This window comes from Limimaricola variabilis, from assembly GCF_034371605.1.
GTDB classification, from domain to species: Bacteria; Pseudomonadota; Alphaproteobacteria; order Rhodobacterales; family Rhodobacteraceae; genus Limimaricola; species Limimaricola variabilis.
In genome coordinates this window covers 30,667-49,595 of record NZ_CP139696.1, presented here as the reverse complement: position 1 = coordinate 49,595, position 18,929 = coordinate 30,667, and the positions used below count along the sequence as shown (strand labels likewise).

Annotated in this window: 20 protein-coding genes; 10 read left to right on the top strand and 10 right to left on the bottom strand. The window is 65.4% G+C overall.

The annotated features are described in order from the left end of the window. Positions 1 to 29 precede the first annotated feature (29 nt). Positions 30 to 479, bottom strand: a complete 450-nt coding sequence (locus tag T8T21_RS20315) for an ion channel (RefSeq protein WP_322338286.1) — start codon at positions 477 to 479, stop codon at positions 30 to 32. A gap of 39 nt (positions 480 to 518) precedes the next feature. Then, complete coding sequence (locus T8T21_RS20310; RefSeq protein WP_322338285.1) at positions 519 to 797, bottom strand: metal-sensitive transcriptional regulator; 279 nt, start codon at positions 795 to 797, stop codon at positions 519 to 521. Between the two features lie 133 nt (positions 798 to 930). Here T8T21_RS20310 and T8T21_RS20305 point away from each other — a divergent pair, with 133 nt between their 5' ends. The 4 genes from T8T21_RS20305 (at position 931) to T8T21_RS20290 (ending at position 5,273) form a co-directional block, all read left to right on the top strand. Beyond that, a complete protein-coding gene (locus T8T21_RS20305) occupies positions 931 to 3,282 on the top strand; it encodes a heavy metal translocating P-type ATPase (protein WP_322338373.1) in 2,352 nt (783 codons plus the stop codon). Positions 3,283 to 3,372: 90 nt separating this feature from the next. Further along, the gene (locus T8T21_RS20300; RefSeq protein ID WP_322338372.1) at positions 3,373 to 4,269 is read left to right on the top strand and encodes a DUF305 domain-containing protein; all 897 of its coding nucleotides are present in this window, start codon (positions 3,373 to 3,375) and stop codon (positions 4,267 to 4,269) included. A gap of 92 nt (positions 4,270 to 4,361) precedes the next feature. Further along, complete coding sequence (locus T8T21_RS20295) at positions 4,362 to 4,868, top strand: cupredoxin domain-containing protein (protein ID WP_322338371.1); 507 nt, start codon at positions 4,362 to 4,364, stop codon at positions 4,866 to 4,868. A gap of 99 nt (positions 4,869 to 4,967) precedes the next feature. After that, positions 4,968 to 5,273 carry an SHOCT domain-containing protein gene (locus tag T8T21_RS20290; protein WP_322338370.1) on the top strand — a complete coding sequence of 102 codons (306 nt, stop codon included), beginning with the start codon at positions 4,968 to 4,970 and terminating at the stop codon, positions 5,271 to 5,273. A 159-nt stretch (positions 5,274 to 5,432) separates the two neighbouring features. On the opposite strand, the gene T8T21_RS20285 is transcribed toward T8T21_RS20290, so the two are convergent. The 6 genes from T8T21_RS20285 to T8T21_RS20260 all read right to left on the bottom strand — a co-directional run bounded on the left by T8T21_RS20285 (position 5,433) and on the right by T8T21_RS20260 (position 10,348). After that, positions 5,433 to 6,098: a hypothetical protein gene (locus tag T8T21_RS20285; RefSeq protein ID WP_322338369.1), complete on the bottom strand. Its 666-nt coding sequence runs from the start codon at positions 6,096 to 6,098 to the stop codon at positions 5,433 to 5,435. Between the two features lie 156 nt (positions 6,099 to 6,254). Next, on the bottom strand, positions 6,255 to 7,721 hold the full coding sequence (locus tag T8T21_RS20280) for a multicopper oxidase family protein (RefSeq protein WP_322338368.1): 1,467 nt from the start codon (positions 7,719 to 7,721) through the stop codon (positions 6,255 to 6,257). A 71-nt stretch (positions 7,722 to 7,792) separates the two neighbouring features. Beyond that, positions 7,793 to 8,122, bottom strand: coding sequence for a hypothetical protein (locus tag T8T21_RS20275; protein WP_322338367.1), 330 nt, complete (start codon positions 8,120 to 8,122; stop codon positions 7,793 to 7,795). A 101-nt stretch (positions 8,123 to 8,223) separates the two neighbouring features. Further along, entirely contained in the window at positions 8,224 to 8,682 is a 459-nt protein-coding gene (locus tag T8T21_RS20270; protein ID WP_322338366.1) for a c-type cytochrome, read from the bottom strand. A gap of 68 nt (positions 8,683 to 8,750) precedes the next feature. Then, positions 8,751 to 9,674, bottom strand: a complete 924-nt coding sequence (locus T8T21_RS20265; RefSeq protein WP_322338365.1) for a cytochrome c — start codon at positions 9,672 to 9,674, stop codon at positions 8,751 to 8,753. A gap of 2 nt (positions 9,675 to 9,676) precedes the next feature. Further along, positions 9,677 to 10,348, bottom strand: a complete 672-nt coding sequence (locus tag T8T21_RS20260) for a c-type cytochrome (protein ID WP_322338364.1) — start codon at positions 10,346 to 10,348, stop codon at positions 9,677 to 9,679. A 523-nt stretch (positions 10,349 to 10,871) separates the two neighbouring features. Here T8T21_RS20260 and T8T21_RS20255 point away from each other — a divergent pair. Beyond that, a complete protein-coding gene (locus T8T21_RS20255; protein ID WP_322338363.1) occupies positions 10,872 to 11,120 on the top strand; it encodes a hypothetical protein in 249 nt (82 codons plus the stop codon). 73 nt (positions 11,121 to 11,193) lie between these two features. Then, complete coding sequence (cueR, locus tag T8T21_RS20250; RefSeq protein WP_322338362.1) at positions 11,194 to 11,646, top strand: Cu(I)-responsive transcriptional regulator; 453 nt, start codon at positions 11,194 to 11,196, stop codon at positions 11,644 to 11,646. A gap of 9 nt (positions 11,647 to 11,655) precedes the next feature. Here cueR and T8T21_RS20245 read toward each other — a convergent pair whose 3' ends face one another. Further along, a complete protein-coding gene (locus T8T21_RS20245) occupies positions 11,656 to 12,879 on the bottom strand; it encodes an MFS transporter (RefSeq protein ID WP_322338361.1) in 1,224 nt (407 codons plus the stop codon). A gap of 199 nt (positions 12,880 to 13,078) precedes the next feature. Here T8T21_RS20245 and T8T21_RS20240 point away from each other — a divergent pair, with 199 nt between their 5' ends. Together T8T21_RS20240 and wrbA are read left to right on the top strand one after the other, a co-directional pair. Continuing rightward, positions 13,079 to 13,294, top strand: coding sequence for a heavy-metal-associated domain-containing protein (locus T8T21_RS20240; RefSeq protein ID WP_322338360.1), 216 nt, complete (start codon positions 13,079 to 13,081; stop codon positions 13,292 to 13,294). A 1-nt stretch (position 13,295) separates the two neighbouring features. Next, positions 13,296 to 13,922, top strand: coding sequence for an NAD(P)H:quinone oxidoreductase (wrbA, locus tag T8T21_RS20235; protein ID WP_322338359.1), 627 nt, complete (start codon positions 13,296 to 13,298; stop codon positions 13,920 to 13,922). Positions 13,923 to 14,990: 1,068 nt separating this feature from the next. Here wrbA and T8T21_RS20230 read toward each other — a convergent pair. Continuing rightward, a complete protein-coding gene (locus T8T21_RS20230) occupies positions 14,991 to 16,013 on the bottom strand; it encodes a replication initiator protein A (RefSeq protein WP_322338358.1) in 1,023 nt (340 codons plus the stop codon). A gap of 647 nt (positions 16,014 to 16,660) precedes the next feature. Here T8T21_RS20230 and repA point away from each other — a divergent pair. Together repA and repB are read left to right on the top strand one after the other, a co-directional pair. Further along, complete coding sequence (repA, locus tag T8T21_RS20225; protein ID WP_322338357.1) at positions 16,661 to 17,863, top strand: plasmid partitioning protein RepA; 1,203 nt, start codon at positions 16,661 to 16,663, stop codon at positions 17,861 to 17,863. After that, a complete protein-coding gene (gene repB / locus T8T21_RS20220; RefSeq protein WP_322338356.1) occupies positions 17,863 to 18,855 on the top strand; it encodes a plasmid partitioning protein RepB in 993 nt (330 codons plus the stop codon). The genes repA and repB overlap by 1 nt, the downstream gene beginning before the upstream one ends. Positions 18,856 to 18,929: the final 74 nt, after the last annotated feature.

The following is an 18,929-nucleotide window of genomic DNA, read 5'->3' as shown; positions in this document are numbered from 1 at the left end:
ACTCGGGCCCGAGACCAGACCCGAACGGCTCAGCTGTCTTCAGACAGGGGCGCCTTGCCCCCCATCACCTGAAGCATGAAGGAGCCTGAGGCGGTGATCGTGAGGAAGCCGTGGAACGCCTCGATGCCGGTGATGAAGCGCAGATGCCCATCCGGGTTCAGATCGCCGCGGCCCAGCGTGGTGAAGTTGACCAGCGAGAAATAGAAATAGTCCATGAAGCTCGGCGGCGGTGCATCGGCCGCCGAGGGCGTCAGGTCACCGAGTTGCAGGCCCCTGACGGCCCAGAAGAAGGCGAAAGTGTAAACCAGCGCCTCGATCACATGCGCCACGGTGATCGCGCTGACGGTCATGCTGAGATGACGGCCCCGGGCCTTCGCCGGACCTGATGCGATCGCGTCCGAGACCCGCTTGAGGGTGACATAGTGAATGGCGCTGCACAGCGCCACGACGACGGCGGATATGAGGATGGCCTGGATCATGCGCTCCCAAGCCGGCAACCGCCGGCCTGGTTCCGAATTTCACTCCCGGGCTTTCTCCAGCAGCGCGACCATTTCGCGGAACTTGGTGCGCTGCTCGTCCGGGTCACCTGAGAGGATCGCCGCCTCGAGGCAGTGATTGGTATGGTCCTCGATCAGCAGCCGCTCGACCGCCTTCAAGGCCGAGCGCACCGCCGCGGTCTGGGCCAGCACGTCGACGCAGTAGCGGTCCTCCTCGACCATGCGGGAGATCCCCCGGACCTGGCCCTCGAGTCGCGCCAGCCGCTTCTGGATCGCCGCCTTGTTCTGCTTTTCCTGCACGCTTTGTCCTCCCCCGCCGGGAACCTCGCGTCACCGGGACGGTTCCCACCATACCCTATGTAGGTATCCCGTAGCCGTTTCGCACCTCCGGAAGACCGTCAGGCGAGTAACGATACAGCAGAAAGGTCCGCCCATGAGCCATGATCGTCACCAGCACGGGCATCACCATGACCTTCCCGGCGACCGCAGCGCGACTGACCCGGTCTGCGGCATGTCGATCGATGTCGAGACCGCGAAGCATGTTTCCGAGCACGAGGGCGAGACCTTCTATTTCTGCTCGGCCAAGTGCCGCGAGAAATTCGAGACGCGGCCCGAGATCTTCCTCGACCCGGCGCTGAAGACCGCGCCGCCCGAGCGCCAGGACGAGATCTACACCTGCCCGATGCATCCCGAGATCGAGCAGATCGGTCCCGGCTCCTGCCCGATCTGTGGCATGGCGCTGGAGCCCAAGGGCATTCCGATGACCGAGGGGCCGAGCGAGGAATACCTCGATTTCCGCCGCCGCTTCGTGGTCGGCGCGGCACTCACGATCCCGCTCGCGGTCATCGCGATGGGCCGGCATTTCGCGCCCGAAACCTTTGCGATCATTTCCGCCTCCTGGCTCGACTGGATCGAGCTCATTCTCGCCACACCGGTGGTCCTGTGGTCGGCCCTGCCCTTCTTCGAACGCGGCTGGGCCTCGGTCGTAAGCCGCAACCTCAACATGTTCACGCTGATCGCGCTTGGCGTCGGCGTGGCCTATGTCTACTCCGTCGTCGCCACCGTTGCGCCCGGGCTCTTCCCGCCGCAGTTTCGCGGTCACGAGGGCGAGGTCGGCGTCTATTACGAGGCGGCGGCGGTGATCGTCACGCTGGTGCTGCTCGGCCAGCTTCTGGAACTGCGCGCCCGAGAGCAAACGGGCGGCGCGATCCGCGCGCTTCTGGACCTCGCGCCCAAGACGGCGCGGCTGGTGGACGAGCGCGGCGAGCGCGACGTGCCGCTTGACATGGTCCGCTCGGGCGACCGCCTCAGGGTGCGCCCGGGCGAGAGCGTGCCGGTCGATGGTATGGTGGTCGAAGGTCGGTCATCGATCGACGAGAGCATGATCACCGGCGAGCCGATCCCGGTCGAGAAGGCCGAGGGCGACGAGGTTACCGGCGGGTCGCTGAACCAGACCGGCAGCTTCGTGATGGAGGCGCAGCGCGTCGGCGCCGACACCATGCTCAACCGCATTGTCGCCATGGTCGCCGAGGCGCAGCGCAGCCAGGCGCCGATCCAGAAGCTCGCCGACAAGGTCTCGGGCTACTTCGTTCCGGCGGTGGTCGGGGTGGCGATCCTCGCCTTCGTGGTGTGGAGCATCTTCGGCCCCGACCCGGCCATGGCCTTCGCGCTGGTCTCCGCCGTGTCGGTGCTGATCATCGCCTGCCCCTGTGCGCTCGGCCTCGCCACGCCGATGTCGATCATGGTCGGCGTCGGCAAGGGCGCGGGGCACGGCGTGCTGATCAAGAACGCCGCCGCGCTCGAACGCTTCGCCGCCGTCGACACGCTGGTCGTGGACAAGACAGGCACGCTGACCGAGGGGCGGCCAGCGCTGGTCGAGGTGGTGGCCGAAGGTATGACCGAGGACGAGTTGCTGGGCCTCGTGGCGGCGCTCGAGGCGCAGTCCGAGCACCCTCTGGCCCGTGCCATCGTCGAGGGCGCATCGGCGCGCGGCATCATCCTGCCCGAAGTCGAGAGCTTCGACAGCACCACCGGCAAGGGCATCTCGGGCCGCGTCGGAGGCCGCAGCATCGCCATCGGCAACGTCGCAATGATGCAGGATGCGGGCGCCGACACGGCCGCCCTCTCGGAACGCGCCGATGCCGCGCGGCGCAAGGGCCAGACCGCGATCCTCGTTGCCGTGGACGGTCGCGCGGCTGGCCTGGTGGCCGTGGCCGACCGGATCAAGGAGACAACGCCCAAGGCCATCGCGGCGCTGCACGAGGAAGGGCTCAGGATCGTCATGCTGACCGGCGACAACGAGGTTACCGCGCGTGCCGTGGCCTCGGAGCTTGGCATCGATGAGGTGATCGCCGAGGTGCTGCCCGCAGACAAGCAGGCGGCGATCCGCAGGCTGCAATCGGAGGGCCGCACGGTGGCGATGGCCGGCGACGGGGTGAACGACGCCCCTGCCCTTGCCGCCGCCGATGTCGGCATTGCCATGGGCACCGGCGCCGACGTCGCGGTCGAGAGCGCCGGCATCACGCTGGTGCGGGGCGACCTGACCGCGTTGGTCACTGCCCGTCGGCTGAGCCGCGCCACGGTGCGCAACATCAAGCAGAACCTGCTTTTCGCCTTCCTCTACAACGGCCTCGGCGTGCCGGTCGCGGCGGGCCTGCTCTACCCGTTCACCGGGATCATGCTATCCCCCGTCATTGCCGCTGCCGCGATGAGCCTGTCCTCGGTCTCCGTGGTGGGCAACGCGCTCAGGCTGCGCGCCGCGCGGGTCGGCTTCACGGCGAAATGAAAAAGGCGGGTGCCGTCGGCCGGTGGGCCAGCGGCGCCCGATCGTATGTGAACGGACCGCGCCCGGTCCGACAACGAAAGGAGAGTTTCCATGTCCTACTGGCGCTTCGCCGCGATGATCGCAACCTCGACGGTAGTGATGTTCGGGCTGATGTATATCAACAGCTACGCCTTCGAGCATCTCTTCTTCAGCGAGACCCGCACCTACATGGCGCTGCTGATGGGTGCGGCGATGGCGGTGATCATGCTGAGCTTCATGCTGTCGATGTATTCGAACAAGGCGGTCAACATCGCGATCTACGCCGGTGCCGTCGTGGTCTTCGGCCTGACGCTGTGGCTGGTGCGCAGCCAGGCGACGGTCGGTGACGTGAGCTACATGCGAGCGATGATCCCGCACCATTCGATCGCCATCATGACCTCCGAGCGGGCCAATTTCTCCGACCCGCGGGTGCAGAAGCTGGCCGACGAGATCATCGCCGCGCAGCGCAAGGAGATCGGCGAGATGCGCTACCTGATCGCCGACATCGAGGAGAATGGCGTCGCCACCGATCCGGCCTTGGGCGAGTCCGAGGCCCCCGCCGAAGAGGGCACCGTCGAGGACGCGCTGAGTTCCGCGCAGCTGGCCGGGCTCGACGTGGCGGGGCTGAAGCCCGAGGAAATCGAGACCGTCCTTGAGAGCGACGCGACCTGCGAGTTCCGCCGCACCAACGCGGGCGAACCGGTGCTCGCCATGGCCGGCGAGAGCGGCGCGATCAAGCTGTCTGGCGTGCTGATCCCGCTGGCCGCCAGTGGCCCGATCGCCATCGAGACGCTGGACGACGGCGCGCGCTTCGCGGCCGAGGGCGTCGATGTCTCCGTCATGCCCGACCCGGGCGCCGACTGGACCGACACCGACGACAGCCTGCGCCGCGCCGAGGCCGAGATGGTCTTCCATCTCGAAGAGGGCCTGCGGGTGGGCTATCGCGGCTTCCTCGACTGCGCCGCCTAAGATCGGCGGAACTTCGCTTCCCCCATTTGCGACACCACGCCGGGCCTGACAGGGTCCGGCGCTTTCCCGACGTCTGAACGAAAGGATTGCCCATGAAGAGCCTGATCACCGCCCTCGCCCTCCTTCCCCTCGCCAGCGGCGCGCTCGCTGGACCCGGCCACGGCTCCGTCGAAGGCATCGGCGCGCCGGGCGACCCCGAGAAGGTCGACCGGACCGTCGAGATCGCCATGGACGAGATGAGCTATACCCCCGCCTCGGTGGAGGTCGCGGCCGGAGAGACGATCCGCTTCGTGGTGAGCAACGAAGGCCGGCTGGTGCACGAGTTCAACCTCGGCACCCCCGACAGCTGGGCCGCGCATGAGGACGAGATGCAGGTGATGATGCAAAAGGGCATGATGAGCATGCGCCGCGTCGATCACGAGAAGATGCAGGAGATGGGCATGGCGCATGACGACCCCAACAGCGTGTTGCTCGAGCCGGGCGAAAGCGCCGAGATCGTCTGGAGCTTCCCCGAGGACGGCCGCATCGGCTACGCCTGCAACGTGCCGGGCCATCTGGAGGCCGGCATGAAGGGCGAGGTCGAGCTGGAGGCCGGCTGACCTCCCATGGCCGCTCCCCGGCAGGACTTGATCGAGATCAAGGTGGAGGCGGCGCGCGCCCCCCATGGTCCCCAGAGACACCTGATCCTGGAGAGTGCCATGAAACGCTTCGCAATTGGCTTGCTGCCGAGCCTGTCCGCCACTGCTGCCCGGGCCGATCCCGGCGATTACGACCACATGATGGGCTGGGGCGGCGGCGGCTTCGGCATGGTCTTCGGTCCTGTGCTCTGGCTGATCGTTCTGGGCCTCGTGGTCGGCGGAGTGATCTGGCTCGTTCGCCGGCTCGACGAGGGTGCGGCACCCGGGCAGAAATCCAGCGCGCGCGCCGAACTCGACCTACGCCTTGCACGCGGCGAGATCGACGCCGAGGAATACGCCTCTCGCAAGCGGCTGCTGGGCGCCTGACCTGCTGCGGAGGTTCTCCTGCCCTGAGCAGGCCCCCCGCATCCCTTGGCCCCGAGGGAGCTGCTCGCAGAAAGACGGCCGCCCAAGGGGCGGCCGTCGGGCCATCATCCGCCGGGCATCAGCGCCGGCTCGGCCTACGGGGCACCGCCCCCTGGCAGGTCAGTGCGTGGCACCGGGCGTTGCGGATTCCAGGTTCGCAGCAGTCTCGCCGCCATGGCCATCGGCCATTTCAGGCGCCGTGCTCCCGTGCGCATCCACATGGGCGGCCTCGCCTTCACCGGCATGGGCCATCGCGGTGGATTGGCCATGATGGCCCTGGCTGACCGGGAGGCTCTCCGCATAGGCGCGCAGGCCGAGGTGGAATACCATGGCGAATGCGAGCCCCGCCAGTATCATCATGAACCAGCTCTGCCGATGCAGGACATAGCCCTGGCGGATCGCGAAGGCGAGCGAGGAGATGAAGACACCGATCGGCGCGCTGTAGCTGGCGAAGATCGGGGTGTCGTTGAAGTGCTGCGCGGCCCCGGAGACCATGCCGATGCCGACCGCGAGGAGCAGCGACACCAGCACGTATTTCACCACGCTGTCACCGAGGATGCCGGTCTTGAACAGCACCTCGTTGAGATAGGAGCCGAAGGCGAACAGCACGGCGCCGATGGCCATCAGGCCCAGGGCATAGGCTCGCATATCCGGCTGCGCGGCATGGACGATGGAGCCCGAGATCAGGCCCATGCCGAGGAACATGGTGAGATAGGAGAAATAGGGTTTGAAGACCTCCCAGGGCGGGGTGAAGGTTACTTCGTGGGGCTGGGCATTTACCGACATCTGCTCGACGCTTTCGTTGTGTTTGGGGTTCGACTGTCGCCCCGGCCTCGATGTCGAGGCCGGGTGTTCACGCGGGACCGCAGGTCACCGCATGGGTTTCATGGATCGCGCGGGGAAACGGCGCCGGCAGCCTCGCAGCGGCAGCCGGCGACGCCCTCAGCCCGCCGTGACCGCGAACTCGGTCATCATTCCCGAGGCCAGGTGCGGCATCTGGTGGCAGTGCAGCATCCAGCGCGCCGCCTCGCCCGCGTCGAGCGCCACGGTGACGGCGGCCATCGGCGGCACGTAGACCGTATCACGGATGGCTCCTGCGAAGCGCAGCCCGTTGATCTCGACCACTTGGAACACGTGCCCGTGCAGGTGCATCGGATGGCCCATCGACGACATGTTGTGGAACATCAACTCGACCCGTTCGCCGCTGATCGCCGGGACAGGCTGGCGGTCCTCCCAGACCTTGCCGTCGATGGTCCAGACATAGGGCTGCATCTGCCCGCCCAGCATCACCATCTGCTTGCGGTCCACCGGGCGATCGGCGAGCGGCGACATGGCGCGTAGAAGCCCCTCCTGCTCGAGCTTGAGGTCGAAGGCCGGCGCGGCCTGCTGCCCGGTGGAGGCGAGCTTCTCGACCTGCGCGCCCTTGCTCGCCAAGACGATCCCGGTGCGCTCAACCGCCCCTTCGCGCAGCGCAAGGATCGGAAAAGCACCGCCCGAAGGCAGGTCGATCTCGATATCGAGGCGCTGCGCCATCGCCGCGCCGAAGCGGCGGCCCGGGAGTGGCTGCACCGGGTGTCCATCGACGGCGACCAGCCGCGCCGGGGCGGTGCCGCTGTCGATCCAGAAGGTGGTGGCGGCGGCGGCGTTGATCACCCGCAGCAGCACCCGCCCGCCCGGCTCGACCTGCACCACTTCGGGGTCCGACAGCGTGCGGTCGTTCGCCAGATAGGCGTCGAAGTCGTAATCGTTGAGGTCGGCGCTCATCGGCGTGGCCGGGGACATGGCGCCGTGATCCATTCCGGGCATGGTGCCGTCCATGCGCATCCCGCCCATCGCCGACATGGCGCTGTGATCCATCCCCTGCATCGCCATGCCGGACGTGATCTCCTCCATCACCGCCTCAGGCGACTTGAAGGAGAAGTCGTGCAGGAACATCACCACCTCCTGCCGATCAGAGGCGAGATCCTCGGCGCGGCGCACGATCAGCGGCGCGGCGAGCATGCCGAGTTCCTGGGTCGGAATATGGCTGTGCATCCAGTGGGTGCCAGCGAGCGGCGCGAAGTCGTAGTCGCGGCCTTCACCAGGCGCAAGCGGCGGCATCGGCAGGTTGGGAATGCCGTCCTGCGCGTTGGGCGGGATCTGGCCGTGCCAATGGATCAGGGTCTCGACCTCAAGCTGGTTCTCGAGTCGCACCGCGAAGCGCTGGCCCGGGTCGAGCGTCAGGCCGGGACGGCCGTCGGGACCGAGAAGCCCCATGACGGACGCGGCGCGCCCGTCGATGTCGAGCGTGCGGCGCGTCGCGCTCAGGGCGAGCGGTGCGCCCTGGCCTTGGGCAAGACCCGGCAGGGAAAGAGTCGCGGCCATGGCCGCGCTGGCGGCGAGAAAGCCGCGACGGGAAATATGGGTCATCTGTCTGTCATCCTTGCGGCGGGGCACGCCGCGCTTGAAAGGTCCCGGCAGGCCGGGGGGGAACAAAGGCGTCAGACGAACTTGGGTGGCTGCTGGGGCGGCGCCGGCGCGCACCCGCTAAGCAGGAGACAGGCGGTGGTCGAGGGGCTGTCGGCGACGCGCGCCAGCTTGCGGTAGCCCTCGGGGCCACCAAAGACCGAACGTTGCGCCAAACACATCAGGGCACAGGCCGCGTCGGTGGAGGTGTCGTGGGGAATCGTTGGTTCGGAATGCTCGGCGTGATGCGCCGTGACCGGCGACCGACCTCTCATGTCACCGTCGAGGCCCCAGCCCGCGAGCAGCAGCAACACCACCCCGATCAGGGCAGGCAAGGCAGAGAGAGGGTGGATTCGCCGGGTCATGTCGCCGCCACAAATGGCATGTCCCGCACCCGGCGCAAGTGGCCGCGCGCAAGGCCGGGATCACATCGGCGCCATACCGCGTGCGCGCCCCGCTGAGATGGTCAGTCGATTCCGTTTTCGCGTTGCAGCGCCCGCACATAGGCGACGACGTTGGCAACATCGGCATCGGTCAGTCCCTTGATCGCAGGCATGTTGCCGAAGTCCCAGTGGTGCGACCGCACGCCGTTCCGCACGGCGGCGAGAAAGGCGTAATCGCCATGATGGCTGGGCTCGTAGGTCTTGTGCACCAACGGCGGCGCCACGCCGTTCTGGCCGGCCGCGTTCGCCCCGTGGCAATCGGCGCAGACCGCCTCGAAGGCGCGCTTGCCCATCTGCGCCTGCTCGGAAAGCTCGGCCGGCAGCGCCACCTGCACGATTGCCGCCCCCTGCGGGATCTCGCTGGTGTCGGGCGGGGTCATGGAATGGCCCGCCATGTCACCCTGATTGGGCGTCGAGGCAATCCAGAGGAGGCCGCCTGCCAGGATGAGGCCAGTGACACCGAGGATGATCGTCTTGTTCATATGTCTGTCTTTCCAAAGAATTGGCCCCGGCGCGGCGGTTGCCGCGCCGGGGCTTGCGTCAGGAGCGCTCAGCGAAGCTGGGCCAGCGCGTCGAGGCTGGAAGGCGCGGTTTCAGGGTCAAGCAGATAGGTCGCGATGGCGCGCCTGTCGGCCTCGTCGAGAAAGCTGGTGCCCTGCTCCACCACCTCGGTCATGGAGCCGCCGAACACGTCTCCTGACGGCGTGATCCCGGTCTCCAACGCATAGGCGAGCGCGCTCGCCGTCCAGCCGCCTTCCTTGAGATCGGCGGCGCGGATCGACCGCGCGGCGGACCCGCCCGGCAGATCGTCATTGCCACCGAAGCTGTCGGCATCGAGGCCGCCCAGGAGACCGCGCCCGGTATGGCAGGCGCCGCAATGCGCCGCCCCCTCAACCAGCTCGCGCCCCCGGTTCCACTCCTCCGAGCGCCCGAGCACCGGCGCGCTCTCGGCTTTGCGCATCGCGGCGGCCCGCCACGGCTTGAGCCCCGAGCGGATGCTGAACGGGAATCCGACGTCGCTTTCCGCCCGCGTCTCGGCCACCGCCGGCACGGTGGCCAGCGCCGCCCAGAGATCGGCGATGTCCTGGTCCGAGAAGCCGGCATAGAACTCGAAGGGGAAAGCCGGGTAATAGGGCTCACCCTCGGGCGAGATGCCCTGACGCAGTGCGCGGGCGAGGTCGTCCTTGCTCCAGCCGCCGATGCCATGCGTGAAGTCGGGCGTGATGTTGGGCGGCGCGAAGCTGCCAAACGGCGTGTCGAGCGGCGCGCCTCCCGCCAGCGCCGGTCCCTCTACCGCGGTATCGGTATGGCAGGCCACGCAGCCCGCCGCCCGCGCCAGGTAGGCGCCGCGCCGGGCATCGCCATCGAGCGTGATCCGCGGCGCGTCCTCGCCGATCGGCCAGGCGCGCAGCCCGGCATAGCCGCCCCCCGCCAGCGCAGCCAGCAGGATGACGCTCCTGAGCAATCCCCGCATCCTCAGCTCCCCGCCCTATAGCGGCCATGGCAGGCCGCGCAGGTCTCGCCGATCCGCCGGAAGACCTCCGGCGCAGCGAGCGTCTCGTAGCCGGGCGTGTCGGCGCTCCCGGACGCCTCAGATGCAGAGGCGAGCACCGTCTGCTCGGTCCTACGCCGCGGCTCGACGCCAAGTAGCTGCGCAACCGAGTATTCGGCACCCGGGCCCGCTTGGGCAGGAGCGTCACCCGGCATCGCCATACCCTCATGCCCCGCCATGGAACCACCCATCGCCATGCCGGCATGAGGATTGGGAGCCGTCAGCCCGTTCGGAGCGCTCTTCACGAGGCCCTCGGCATGGCGGCGCAGCTCCTCGGCCAGGGTGTCGAACGTCTCCCGCTCCTGCCAGATCGCCTCCTTGGCGTAGGAGACCCCGCCCGCGCTGTCCTCGGGAAAGAGCCGGGTCATCTCGTCCCCGGCATGCGCCGCGATCGCGCGACCGGCCTCGGCCACGCGCGCCGCGTCATAGGGCGCCTCCCCCCGCATCATCGGCGTCACGTCGCGCAGGGCGTCGCGCATCGCGACCATCCCCTCCATGCGCTCGCGCACCACACCCGTCGCGCCGCTATGCGCGACCACGGCCCCCGCGGCGACCCAAATCGCCAGCGTGGCCATCGCCATCTTCTTGCCTGTCATACTGCCCTCGTCGAGTGAGTCTGGTTGTTGGGATCAGACCCTGCGACGGGGGGGCGGCAGCGTGATGTCCGGTTGCCGGGACGGCAGTTCGGAGCGCGCGGCGCTGACGGCCATCCGGTCCGCCAGCCGCAGCGGTGGACTGGCAAGTGCGTCTTCATCCGTGGGAACGATGAGGCAGCGCACTCCGGGATGGCAGATCGTGGACGGGGGCACCGGAGCAGAGACCACGGCAGGCGCGACGGATGCGTGCTCCGCATGACCGTCCGCCGCGTGCACATGCTCCGGACCGGCGAAATCCCACAGGCTTCCGAGAAGCAGAAGCCAGCATAGGGATAGCCCGACGATTTGCCTCAGCAGCATACGAGACGATGCCCTCCGCACATCCAGTTCATGGCCACCCTACGGCAACGGGTCGAGGCCCGGAAGAAAAGAGTGGTTGCCGTACGATGGAAGGCCGGAAAGCGCCCATGAAGCCAGCTTATCTGAAAGGCGCGTCGTCGGAGAACATCCATTCAACCTGAGAGTGAAGGGCGAGAACGCGAACAGGCATGCAAAGCGCATGTGGCGAACGTCGATGCAGTTGGCGGCAGCTGATCAAGTCCGGCAACAATGGCTGAAAGGCAAAGGCCATCTGCTACATGCGCCGATGACATCGGCGGGCTACACTCGATATGCCTTCACGCTTCTGATCATGAAAACCGTCAGTTGCGGGCCTTCGGTCAAGCAGGAAAACGATCTCAGCGCTGCATGGCAATCAAACTCTCGTGGATAGAAAAACCCCGCTTGACCGACGAACCGCCGAGGCGCGTACTGTCCATGTGTACGACGCTTTTTCGGAGGCGGTCATGAACATCGGGGAAGCTGCAAGGCAGACCGGGATATCGGTCAAGATGCTGCGGTATTACGAGGAGATAGGTCTCGTCCGCCCTGCGCTGCGCACCTATTCCGGCTACCGGGTTTATCAAGACAAGGATATCGCCACGCTCCGCTTCGTGCGCCGCGCCCGCGATCTGGGGTTTCAGGTCAAGGAGATCGCAACGCTGCTCGGGCTCTGGCAGGATCAGGCGCGCTCCAGCGCCGAGGTCAAGGCGGTGGCCCTGGCACATGTGGCTGACCTGGAAGAGCGCCGCCGGCATCTGGACGACATGATCGGAACGTTGCGCCACCTCGCCCATAATTGTCACGGCGACGCGCGCCCGGACTGCCCGATTCTGGTGACGCTGGGCGCGGATGACCCCGTAGCGCCGCCCGCGCCTAAGTTAAGTGCCTTGAGAGCCGGGTTTGCGACGGCGGTTTGAAGGCCGGTCTCAGGCGCTGGGGCAGTGGCAAAACTCCTCGAGCGCCGCGACCGGGTTATCTGACTGCCCAAGGACCGGCAGCGCAATCAGTACGGCTATCAGCGGCGTGGAGAATGCCAGCATGAGCGCCGTTTCAGCCCCATACCGCGCCTGCACCAATCCAATGCCAAAATAGAGCGCTCCGGTCAGCGCGGCGGCGAGGCCGAAGATCATGCCGGAGGCCGCAGCGCTGGCCCCCGGCGCAAGGTTCTGCGCGGCCACCACAAGCATCGGTGTCGATGCGTAGGCCAGCATCCCCGCCAGCACCAAGACAGCCAGAAACGCAGGTTGCGACGGGGCAAAGAGCATCACGCTCATCGAGGCCGGTACGCTCCCCGCCAACACCAGTGCCAGTAGGACCCGTCGCCGCAAACGTGACACCAGCAGCCCGACGCCGATACCGCCCGCAGCAGAGGCCAGCGAATAGACACTGATCGTGCGGCCCAGTACCGGGTCCGCCGGGTCGAGCCCGTTCCGCTCGACCAGCAGTAGCGGTAATCCATTCAGCATGGCGCTCGACGGCAGGAAGGCAAATGCCGCCGCCAGCGTCAACAGGCCCACCGGTCCGACGATCAGCGACCAGGCGAAGCGCGGCGCAATTTGGGCGACGCGAGATGGCGCGTCGTGGGGCAGCATCACAAGCGTCACCGCCGCCGCCAGCAGTCCCGGAGCCGCCAAGACCGGCAGCGTCCAGCCGCCCGCCCACGTCCGTACTACACCCAGCAACATCGGACCCGCCGCATAGCCCAGCATCCCGGCCGCGCTGAACAGCGCCACCGCCAGTTCCGGCGCCACCCGGCCCTGCCGCGCCAGTGTGCTACCCGAAGGATGGATCGCCGCCGACCCAAGCCCGGCCAGCGCGGTCAAGGCGTACAGCCAGACCGGGTCCGGTTCCACGGTCAGCAGGCTCATCAGCGTAGCGCTGAGCAGGACGCTCACTGCCGTCACCCTGCGCGCACCGACCCTGTCGGCCAGAAGACCGAGCACTGGCCCTGGCAAGGAGGCCGAGATGGCGTACGTCGCCACCAAACCAGCCAGCGCCATCCCATCCAGATCGAGCCGCAAGGCGTAGAGCGGCAGCATCACAGGCAAGAAGGCTGCGTAAGCGTCATTGATGGCATGCACCACGGCGGCGATCACTACCGGTTTGCGCCCAGCAAGCACGGATGGGTGGAAAGCGTCTGAAGTGGTCATCGGAAGGTCCCCTGAACATGCGCCGCGAAAGCGTCGAAAGCGGGCATTTCCATCGGGATGAGGCCTCCCATGCTGGGAGGGTCAAGACACTCGTGTGCGCCTGTGGCGGAGTACGAGTTCGACAAACAAATTCCAGCTTGACCCTCCCATCATAGGAAGCCTCAGCAAGGGAATTATTCTTCAGCCAACGGAGGCCGATATGAAATTCCACATTGCCAACATGACCTGCTCCAGCTGCGTCCGGACCGTCACCGGCATCATCAAGACGCTCGATACCCGTGCGGTCGTTTCCGCCGATATCGCCAGCCGGACGATCGAGGTGTCAACCTCGTCACCCCGGGCCGAGATCGAGACGGCGCTCGCGCGAGCCAACTACCCGGCACATTTCATCGCCGGAACCCGTCAAGGAGCATGACATGACCCGTGTATTGATCCTCTATTATTCAAGCTGGGGGCATGTCCGCGCCCTGGCGGAGGCCGAGGCCGAGGGTGCGCGCAGCTTGCCTGGAACCATCGTCGATGTTCGTCGCGTGCCGGAATTGGTACCCGATGCGGTGCGCCAAGCCGAAGGTTACGACGAAGATCCGACGCCGGTGGCAAAGCCTACTGATCTGGAAGGCTACGACGCGATCATTGTCGGTACGCCCGCCCGGTTCGGGCTGATGGCAGGGCAGATGAAGACCTTTTTCGACCGGCTCGGCGGCCTCTGGTCGCAGCATGCACTGGTCAGCAAGGTGGGAGCTGTTTTCACCTCGTCCGGTACCCAACACGGCGGTCACGAGGCGGCGCTGCTGTCGACTCAAATATCGCTGTTGCATCTCGGGATGGTGGTCGTCGGTCTGCCCTACAGCTTTGGAGGCCAGTCATCGGGCGAGGCCATCATCGGCGGCGCGCCATATGGCGCAGGTACCGTCGCGGGTGGCGAAGGCGAACGACTGCCAGGCGAGATCGATTTTGCCGGTGCTCGCTACCAAGGCGCACATGTTGCGCGGGTCGCGCGGCAGTTAGCCATGGCCGACTTGGGCGTTTCCCAAGCGGCCTGAGGCCTGGCTACCGAATAACCCGGGCGGCAGAATCCTGCCGCTCGGATCTTTGTCTTCGTCGTGAATACAACAAGCTTTTCGCCCTCTTCAGGGCGGTCGCCAGAAGGTTCGGCTAAGCAGAAGGTTGCAACGACAAGACAAACAGCACCCATGCTTTGATTGAACATTTGCTTCTGGAGTAATTGTTTGGCTGGTTCGCGCCGGCGGCCAACGTTGAGCATCCACTCGGACCCCTGATTGCTGCGTCGGCGAAGTAGAGTACCATGCACGTGCAGCGAACGTTGGGAAGGTCCGCGCAGCTGTCCTTGGTGTTGGCAGCGTTCAAAGCCTGCTTCTCTAATTGGGCGTGTGGGTCAAGCTCCTCTTCCTTGCATCCTGGGATCGATGTCGCTCATCCGGGTCACGCTTCTCTTCGCAGTCTGGTCGCTCGAGCGCCGCTGCAAGCATTCGTCGGATCGGCAGTGGAGAGCCTTGCTTTGAGACGCGCTTTGTTGGCGCAGCAGACATTTTCGGCTTCATCCACGAACCTCGTCCGGTGAGGACGATCCCGTCGGTCCATCGAGAGGGTGTCAGATCACAGCCCGAAAGGTCGCATAGCGCCCGGACCAAGAATGGGGTGAAGCCCGCGGATCGTAGCTTTCTCGCCGACAATGGTAGCATTGGTGGGGGTCAGGCCATAGAGCGTGGTCTACGTGAAGACCTGTTGCGGTCAGGCCCCGGCACCGAACGAGCTGGCCCGCGTCCATGCGCGATGGGGATTCGATCCTGTCGGACAGGCATCAGACGAAATCGGTTGAACACGGAGAGCCAACCGCACGCGGGTGCATCGGTCGAATTTGTATCCGGTGCATAGTTCGCCGTCGCCCCCTAAGGCTGCATTCCCATACGCCGTAGTTGTTCAGATCCGATAACGTGGGTCATCTTTTATTGTTGGCCAAATGCAGACGTTTGTCCTGCAATACCTCAGCGCAGCAGACGGACATGCTTAGCGTTCCAGCCATAGCGACAGAAAATTTCCCTGCTCCCTACAGCGAGTTGACCGCGGTCAACTTCAGACCACAGCCATGCTCATGGAGCGCCACGGCGCTCGAACCACTTACGACAAAACCCAAGAAAAGCAGCCTCAGGATTACGCGGCGGCTCGGTCAGCCACGCACGCCACTCGCTTTCGATCAGCCGAACATCCCAGCCAGGCGCAAGCGCCCGGGCGGTCTCGAAGATCTCAGCGTCAAGCGGCGGCACCTGAACGATATCGGACACCGCAACGGAAACCGAGCCGCGACTACGGAAGACCACGTGCTTCTCGTCCTCGCTGAAGCGCACCGAATAATCCGGCATGTGGCTGTGCTCGATATCCTCGGCGATGATCGCGCCCACCAGCCGCTTGAACTCGTAGCTCTTCGAGCCCGAGCCGCACTTGCGATGCAGCAAGGTTAGCCCGATCTTCCACTCCGCCTGATGGCCACAGTGCTTGCGTGCAAGCTCGTAGAGGCGCCGCTCGAGCGGCTTGCGTAGACGGAAGTAATCCCGCGACAGGGTCAGCACCTCATGCGCCTTGATCGCGTTGAAGACCCAGTCCGAAAGCTTGACCTCGACCTCGTGCATGCGCCCCTCGCGGGTCTCGCGCACCACCTTGGCCCGCTCGACCAGGCCGAAGGTCTCGAAGATCTCCTCGCCGCCGGTGACGATGTTGGTCGAGATCCGCGTGCCGGCGAGCCGCTCCAAGGCCGATTTCAGAAGCTGGTAGCCTCGGCCCGAGGTTTCACGATTAGTCGCACGCAGCAGGTCGGCGGCCTGGAACCGGACCACCTGGCTGACCTCCCGACCATCATTCATCGCGCGGATGATCTGGCTGATGCAGAAGATCAGGATGTCACGGTCATGCACCGTGGCCAGCCCGTCCGAGCTGGGCTTGATCTCGACAACGATACCCCTGTGCTCGTAACGGCGCGGGCGCAGATCCGGCTTGGTCGACAGCGAGAAAATCGGATGCTCCATCGATCCGATATCGCCCTTGGGCGCGGCATCGAGGACGTCGCAGACGAAGAAATCTGGCTCCGGATAGCGATCCGGGAGGAGCGGGCTGTTCATAACGGCACTTCACACATGATTACGGGGAGCCAACGTGACATTACCCATCATGTCAATCCACCTACGTCACTTCACCCATACAAGTGGCCACACAACGTCACTTCACACAGGACCCCGCCCATACCATCGTCACTTTACACATATTCATGACGAAACGACGCCCCCTGAATGCCTTATCGATCCGCAAATCAACCCAAGCTCAAGGGCACGAACGTCACTTCAAACAGAATCGCGCCGCCAATCGTCACTTCACACAGGCCCGAAGGTCCACCTACCATGGATCGTGAAGAAGAACGTCGAGCGTGACTCCACACAGCACAAAGCGTCACATCACACAGGCCAGAACGTGACTTCACACATAGGACATTCTCTCAAGCAGCTGTTATCTTGAAAGAAAATGGTGATGACAGAAGCCTTAACACTGAATCTAACTCCAAATAACACCCCGGCCTGTGGATAACCCTCGGCGTCCAGTTCCAGCCTATGCTCCAACGGCCACAGGCAGTCCGAGAATGCCACGATCGAACCTTGCTGCTGGCTATGAACCGTAAGGGTCATGTTAGGAGTCTCGAAGAAGAGTAACGCACCAAAGCGTAAAACACCGGGAAAGCGTTACCGAAGGGACGAGCAGAGAAAGGATTACCCAGATGTTGCAGGGCCTCGTCCGGCAGGATGTCGGAAACGTCCATCAGACCATGATCCTCGATGCTGATCGGTTGGCCAACGAACTGTCCGACCACATCCTACGAAACCTCGCGCCGAACAGCGAGAAGGTGCTCCGACCCTTTTCCTCTACCGAGGCCGCCGAACTGCTGGGCGTGTCCATGGCCAACCTGCGCAAGTTGCACCATGACGGGAAGATCCCAGAGGTCGCTGCCAGCGGAACCGGGCGCAAGCTCTACACCGCGCAGGAGCTTCTGGAGATCCGCCACGCATTAGCCGCCCAGGCGCGCAATCCGCTCGCCTACCTACCTGGGCGCCGCGCCGGGGAACGCATGCACGTTATCTGCGCTATGACCTTCAAAGGCGGCTCAGGCAAATCCACCTCGACCGTGCACCTGGCGCAGCGTTTCGCACTCAAGGGTTATCGCGTCCTCGTCGTCGACATGGACCCGCAGGCCTCGCTCAGCACGCTGATGGGGCTGCGACCCGAGATCGATCTCTACGAGCGCGGCACGATCTACGACGTGCTGCGCTACGACGCAGACCGTATCGGCATCGAAAAGGTGATCCGGCCCACGCATTTTCCGTCACTCGATCTCTGCCCCGGCGGGCTGATCCTGTCCGAATACGAGACCGAGACGCCGACTGCCCTGCGGCAGGGCGACCCCGAGCCCTTCTACACGCGGCTGCGCTCGGCGTTGAACACGGTCGACGACCGCTACGACCTCGTGTTCGTCGACTGCCCGCCGCAGCTCGGCTTTCTGACACTTACGGCGATGACCGCCGCCACCAGTCTCGTGGTGCCGGTGATCCCCAACATGATCGACATCGCCAGCCTCGCACAGTTCATGACCATGGCCTCCTCGGCTCTGAGCCAGATTGCCAATGCCGGCGGCGAGTTCGACTATGACTTCATGCGCTACCTGCTGTGCCGCTACGAGCCGACTGACGGACCGCAGACCCAGGTCTCGGCCTTTCTGCGCAACATGTTCCCGGGACGTGTGATGACCTCGCCCTTTCTGAAATCGACCGCCATCGCCGATGCCGGCCTGACCAGCGACACGATCTATGAGATCGACCGCGCGCAGGTGAACCGCGCCACGCTGAACCGGGCGCTGGAATCGATCAATCTCGTCTCCGCCGAGCTGGAGCGCGACTTGCACAAAGCCTGGGGGAGGGCCGTCTGATGGGCCGCAAGAACCTGTTTCAAACCGACGTCGCCACTCCCGAAACCGCCGCTCGTCCTGCCCCGGCACGGCGCGAGATGCCCGAAGCGATCGGGCGAGGTCCCGTAGGGATCATGGGCAACGACCTGCTAAGCAACTCAATCCGCGAGATCGATCCTGACCGGATCGAGGCCAGCGGCTTGGCCGACCGGCTGGAGATCGAGGACGAGGGCATCGCGGAGCTGCGGGAGAGCATCCGCGCGCATGGCCAGCAGGTTCCAATCATGGTGCGGCCGATCCGCGAGCGCCCCGGCCATTTCCGCATCGTTTATGGCCGCCGCCGGGTGGCCGCCCTGAGGGGTTTGGGGATTAAGGCCAAGGCGATCATCCGCACACTCGACGAAACCGAAGCACTGGTCGCGCAGGGGCAGGAAAACAACCTCCGCCGCAATCCGAGCTACATCGAGAAAGCCAGCTTCGCCGCCATGATGCGCGACGCAGGATACAGCAACGAGGTAGTGATGGCTGCTCTTGGCGTCGAGAAGACGGCGCTGTCGAAGATGAAGTCGGTCACTGACGTGGTGCCCTATGCCCTGATCGAGCGGATCGGTTCGGCGCCCGAGAGCGGGCGGCGCAAATGGACCGATCTGGCCGATCTCGCCCGGTCGCTGGAAACGCCCGACCTATCGGACTTGCTAAAGGGCGTCGATCTTAGCCGAGCCGCGAAATCGGACCACCGTCTTGCCTTGCTTACCGCACACCTGCGCGCCCGGCGCGCCGGCGAAGTCGCCGTGTCACAATCTGCACCACCCGCTCGCACCAAGGCCCGTGAGGAACGTCTCGTCCTGTCGGACGGGCAGAAGCTGGCCGAACTCAGGCGCGACACGATGGCGGTGACGCTCAAGATCTCGCGCCGGGAGCAGCCAGAGTTCGGCGCATGGCTGGAAGATCGGGCCGAAGACATCCTTCGCCGCCTGCATGCGGAATGGACCGGTACGCAGGACAGGAGTTGACCGCGGTCAACTTGCCCGCCGGGCCCTTCCCGGGCCTGATGCGTCACCATCGCGCCGAGACTGGATGTCCTTTA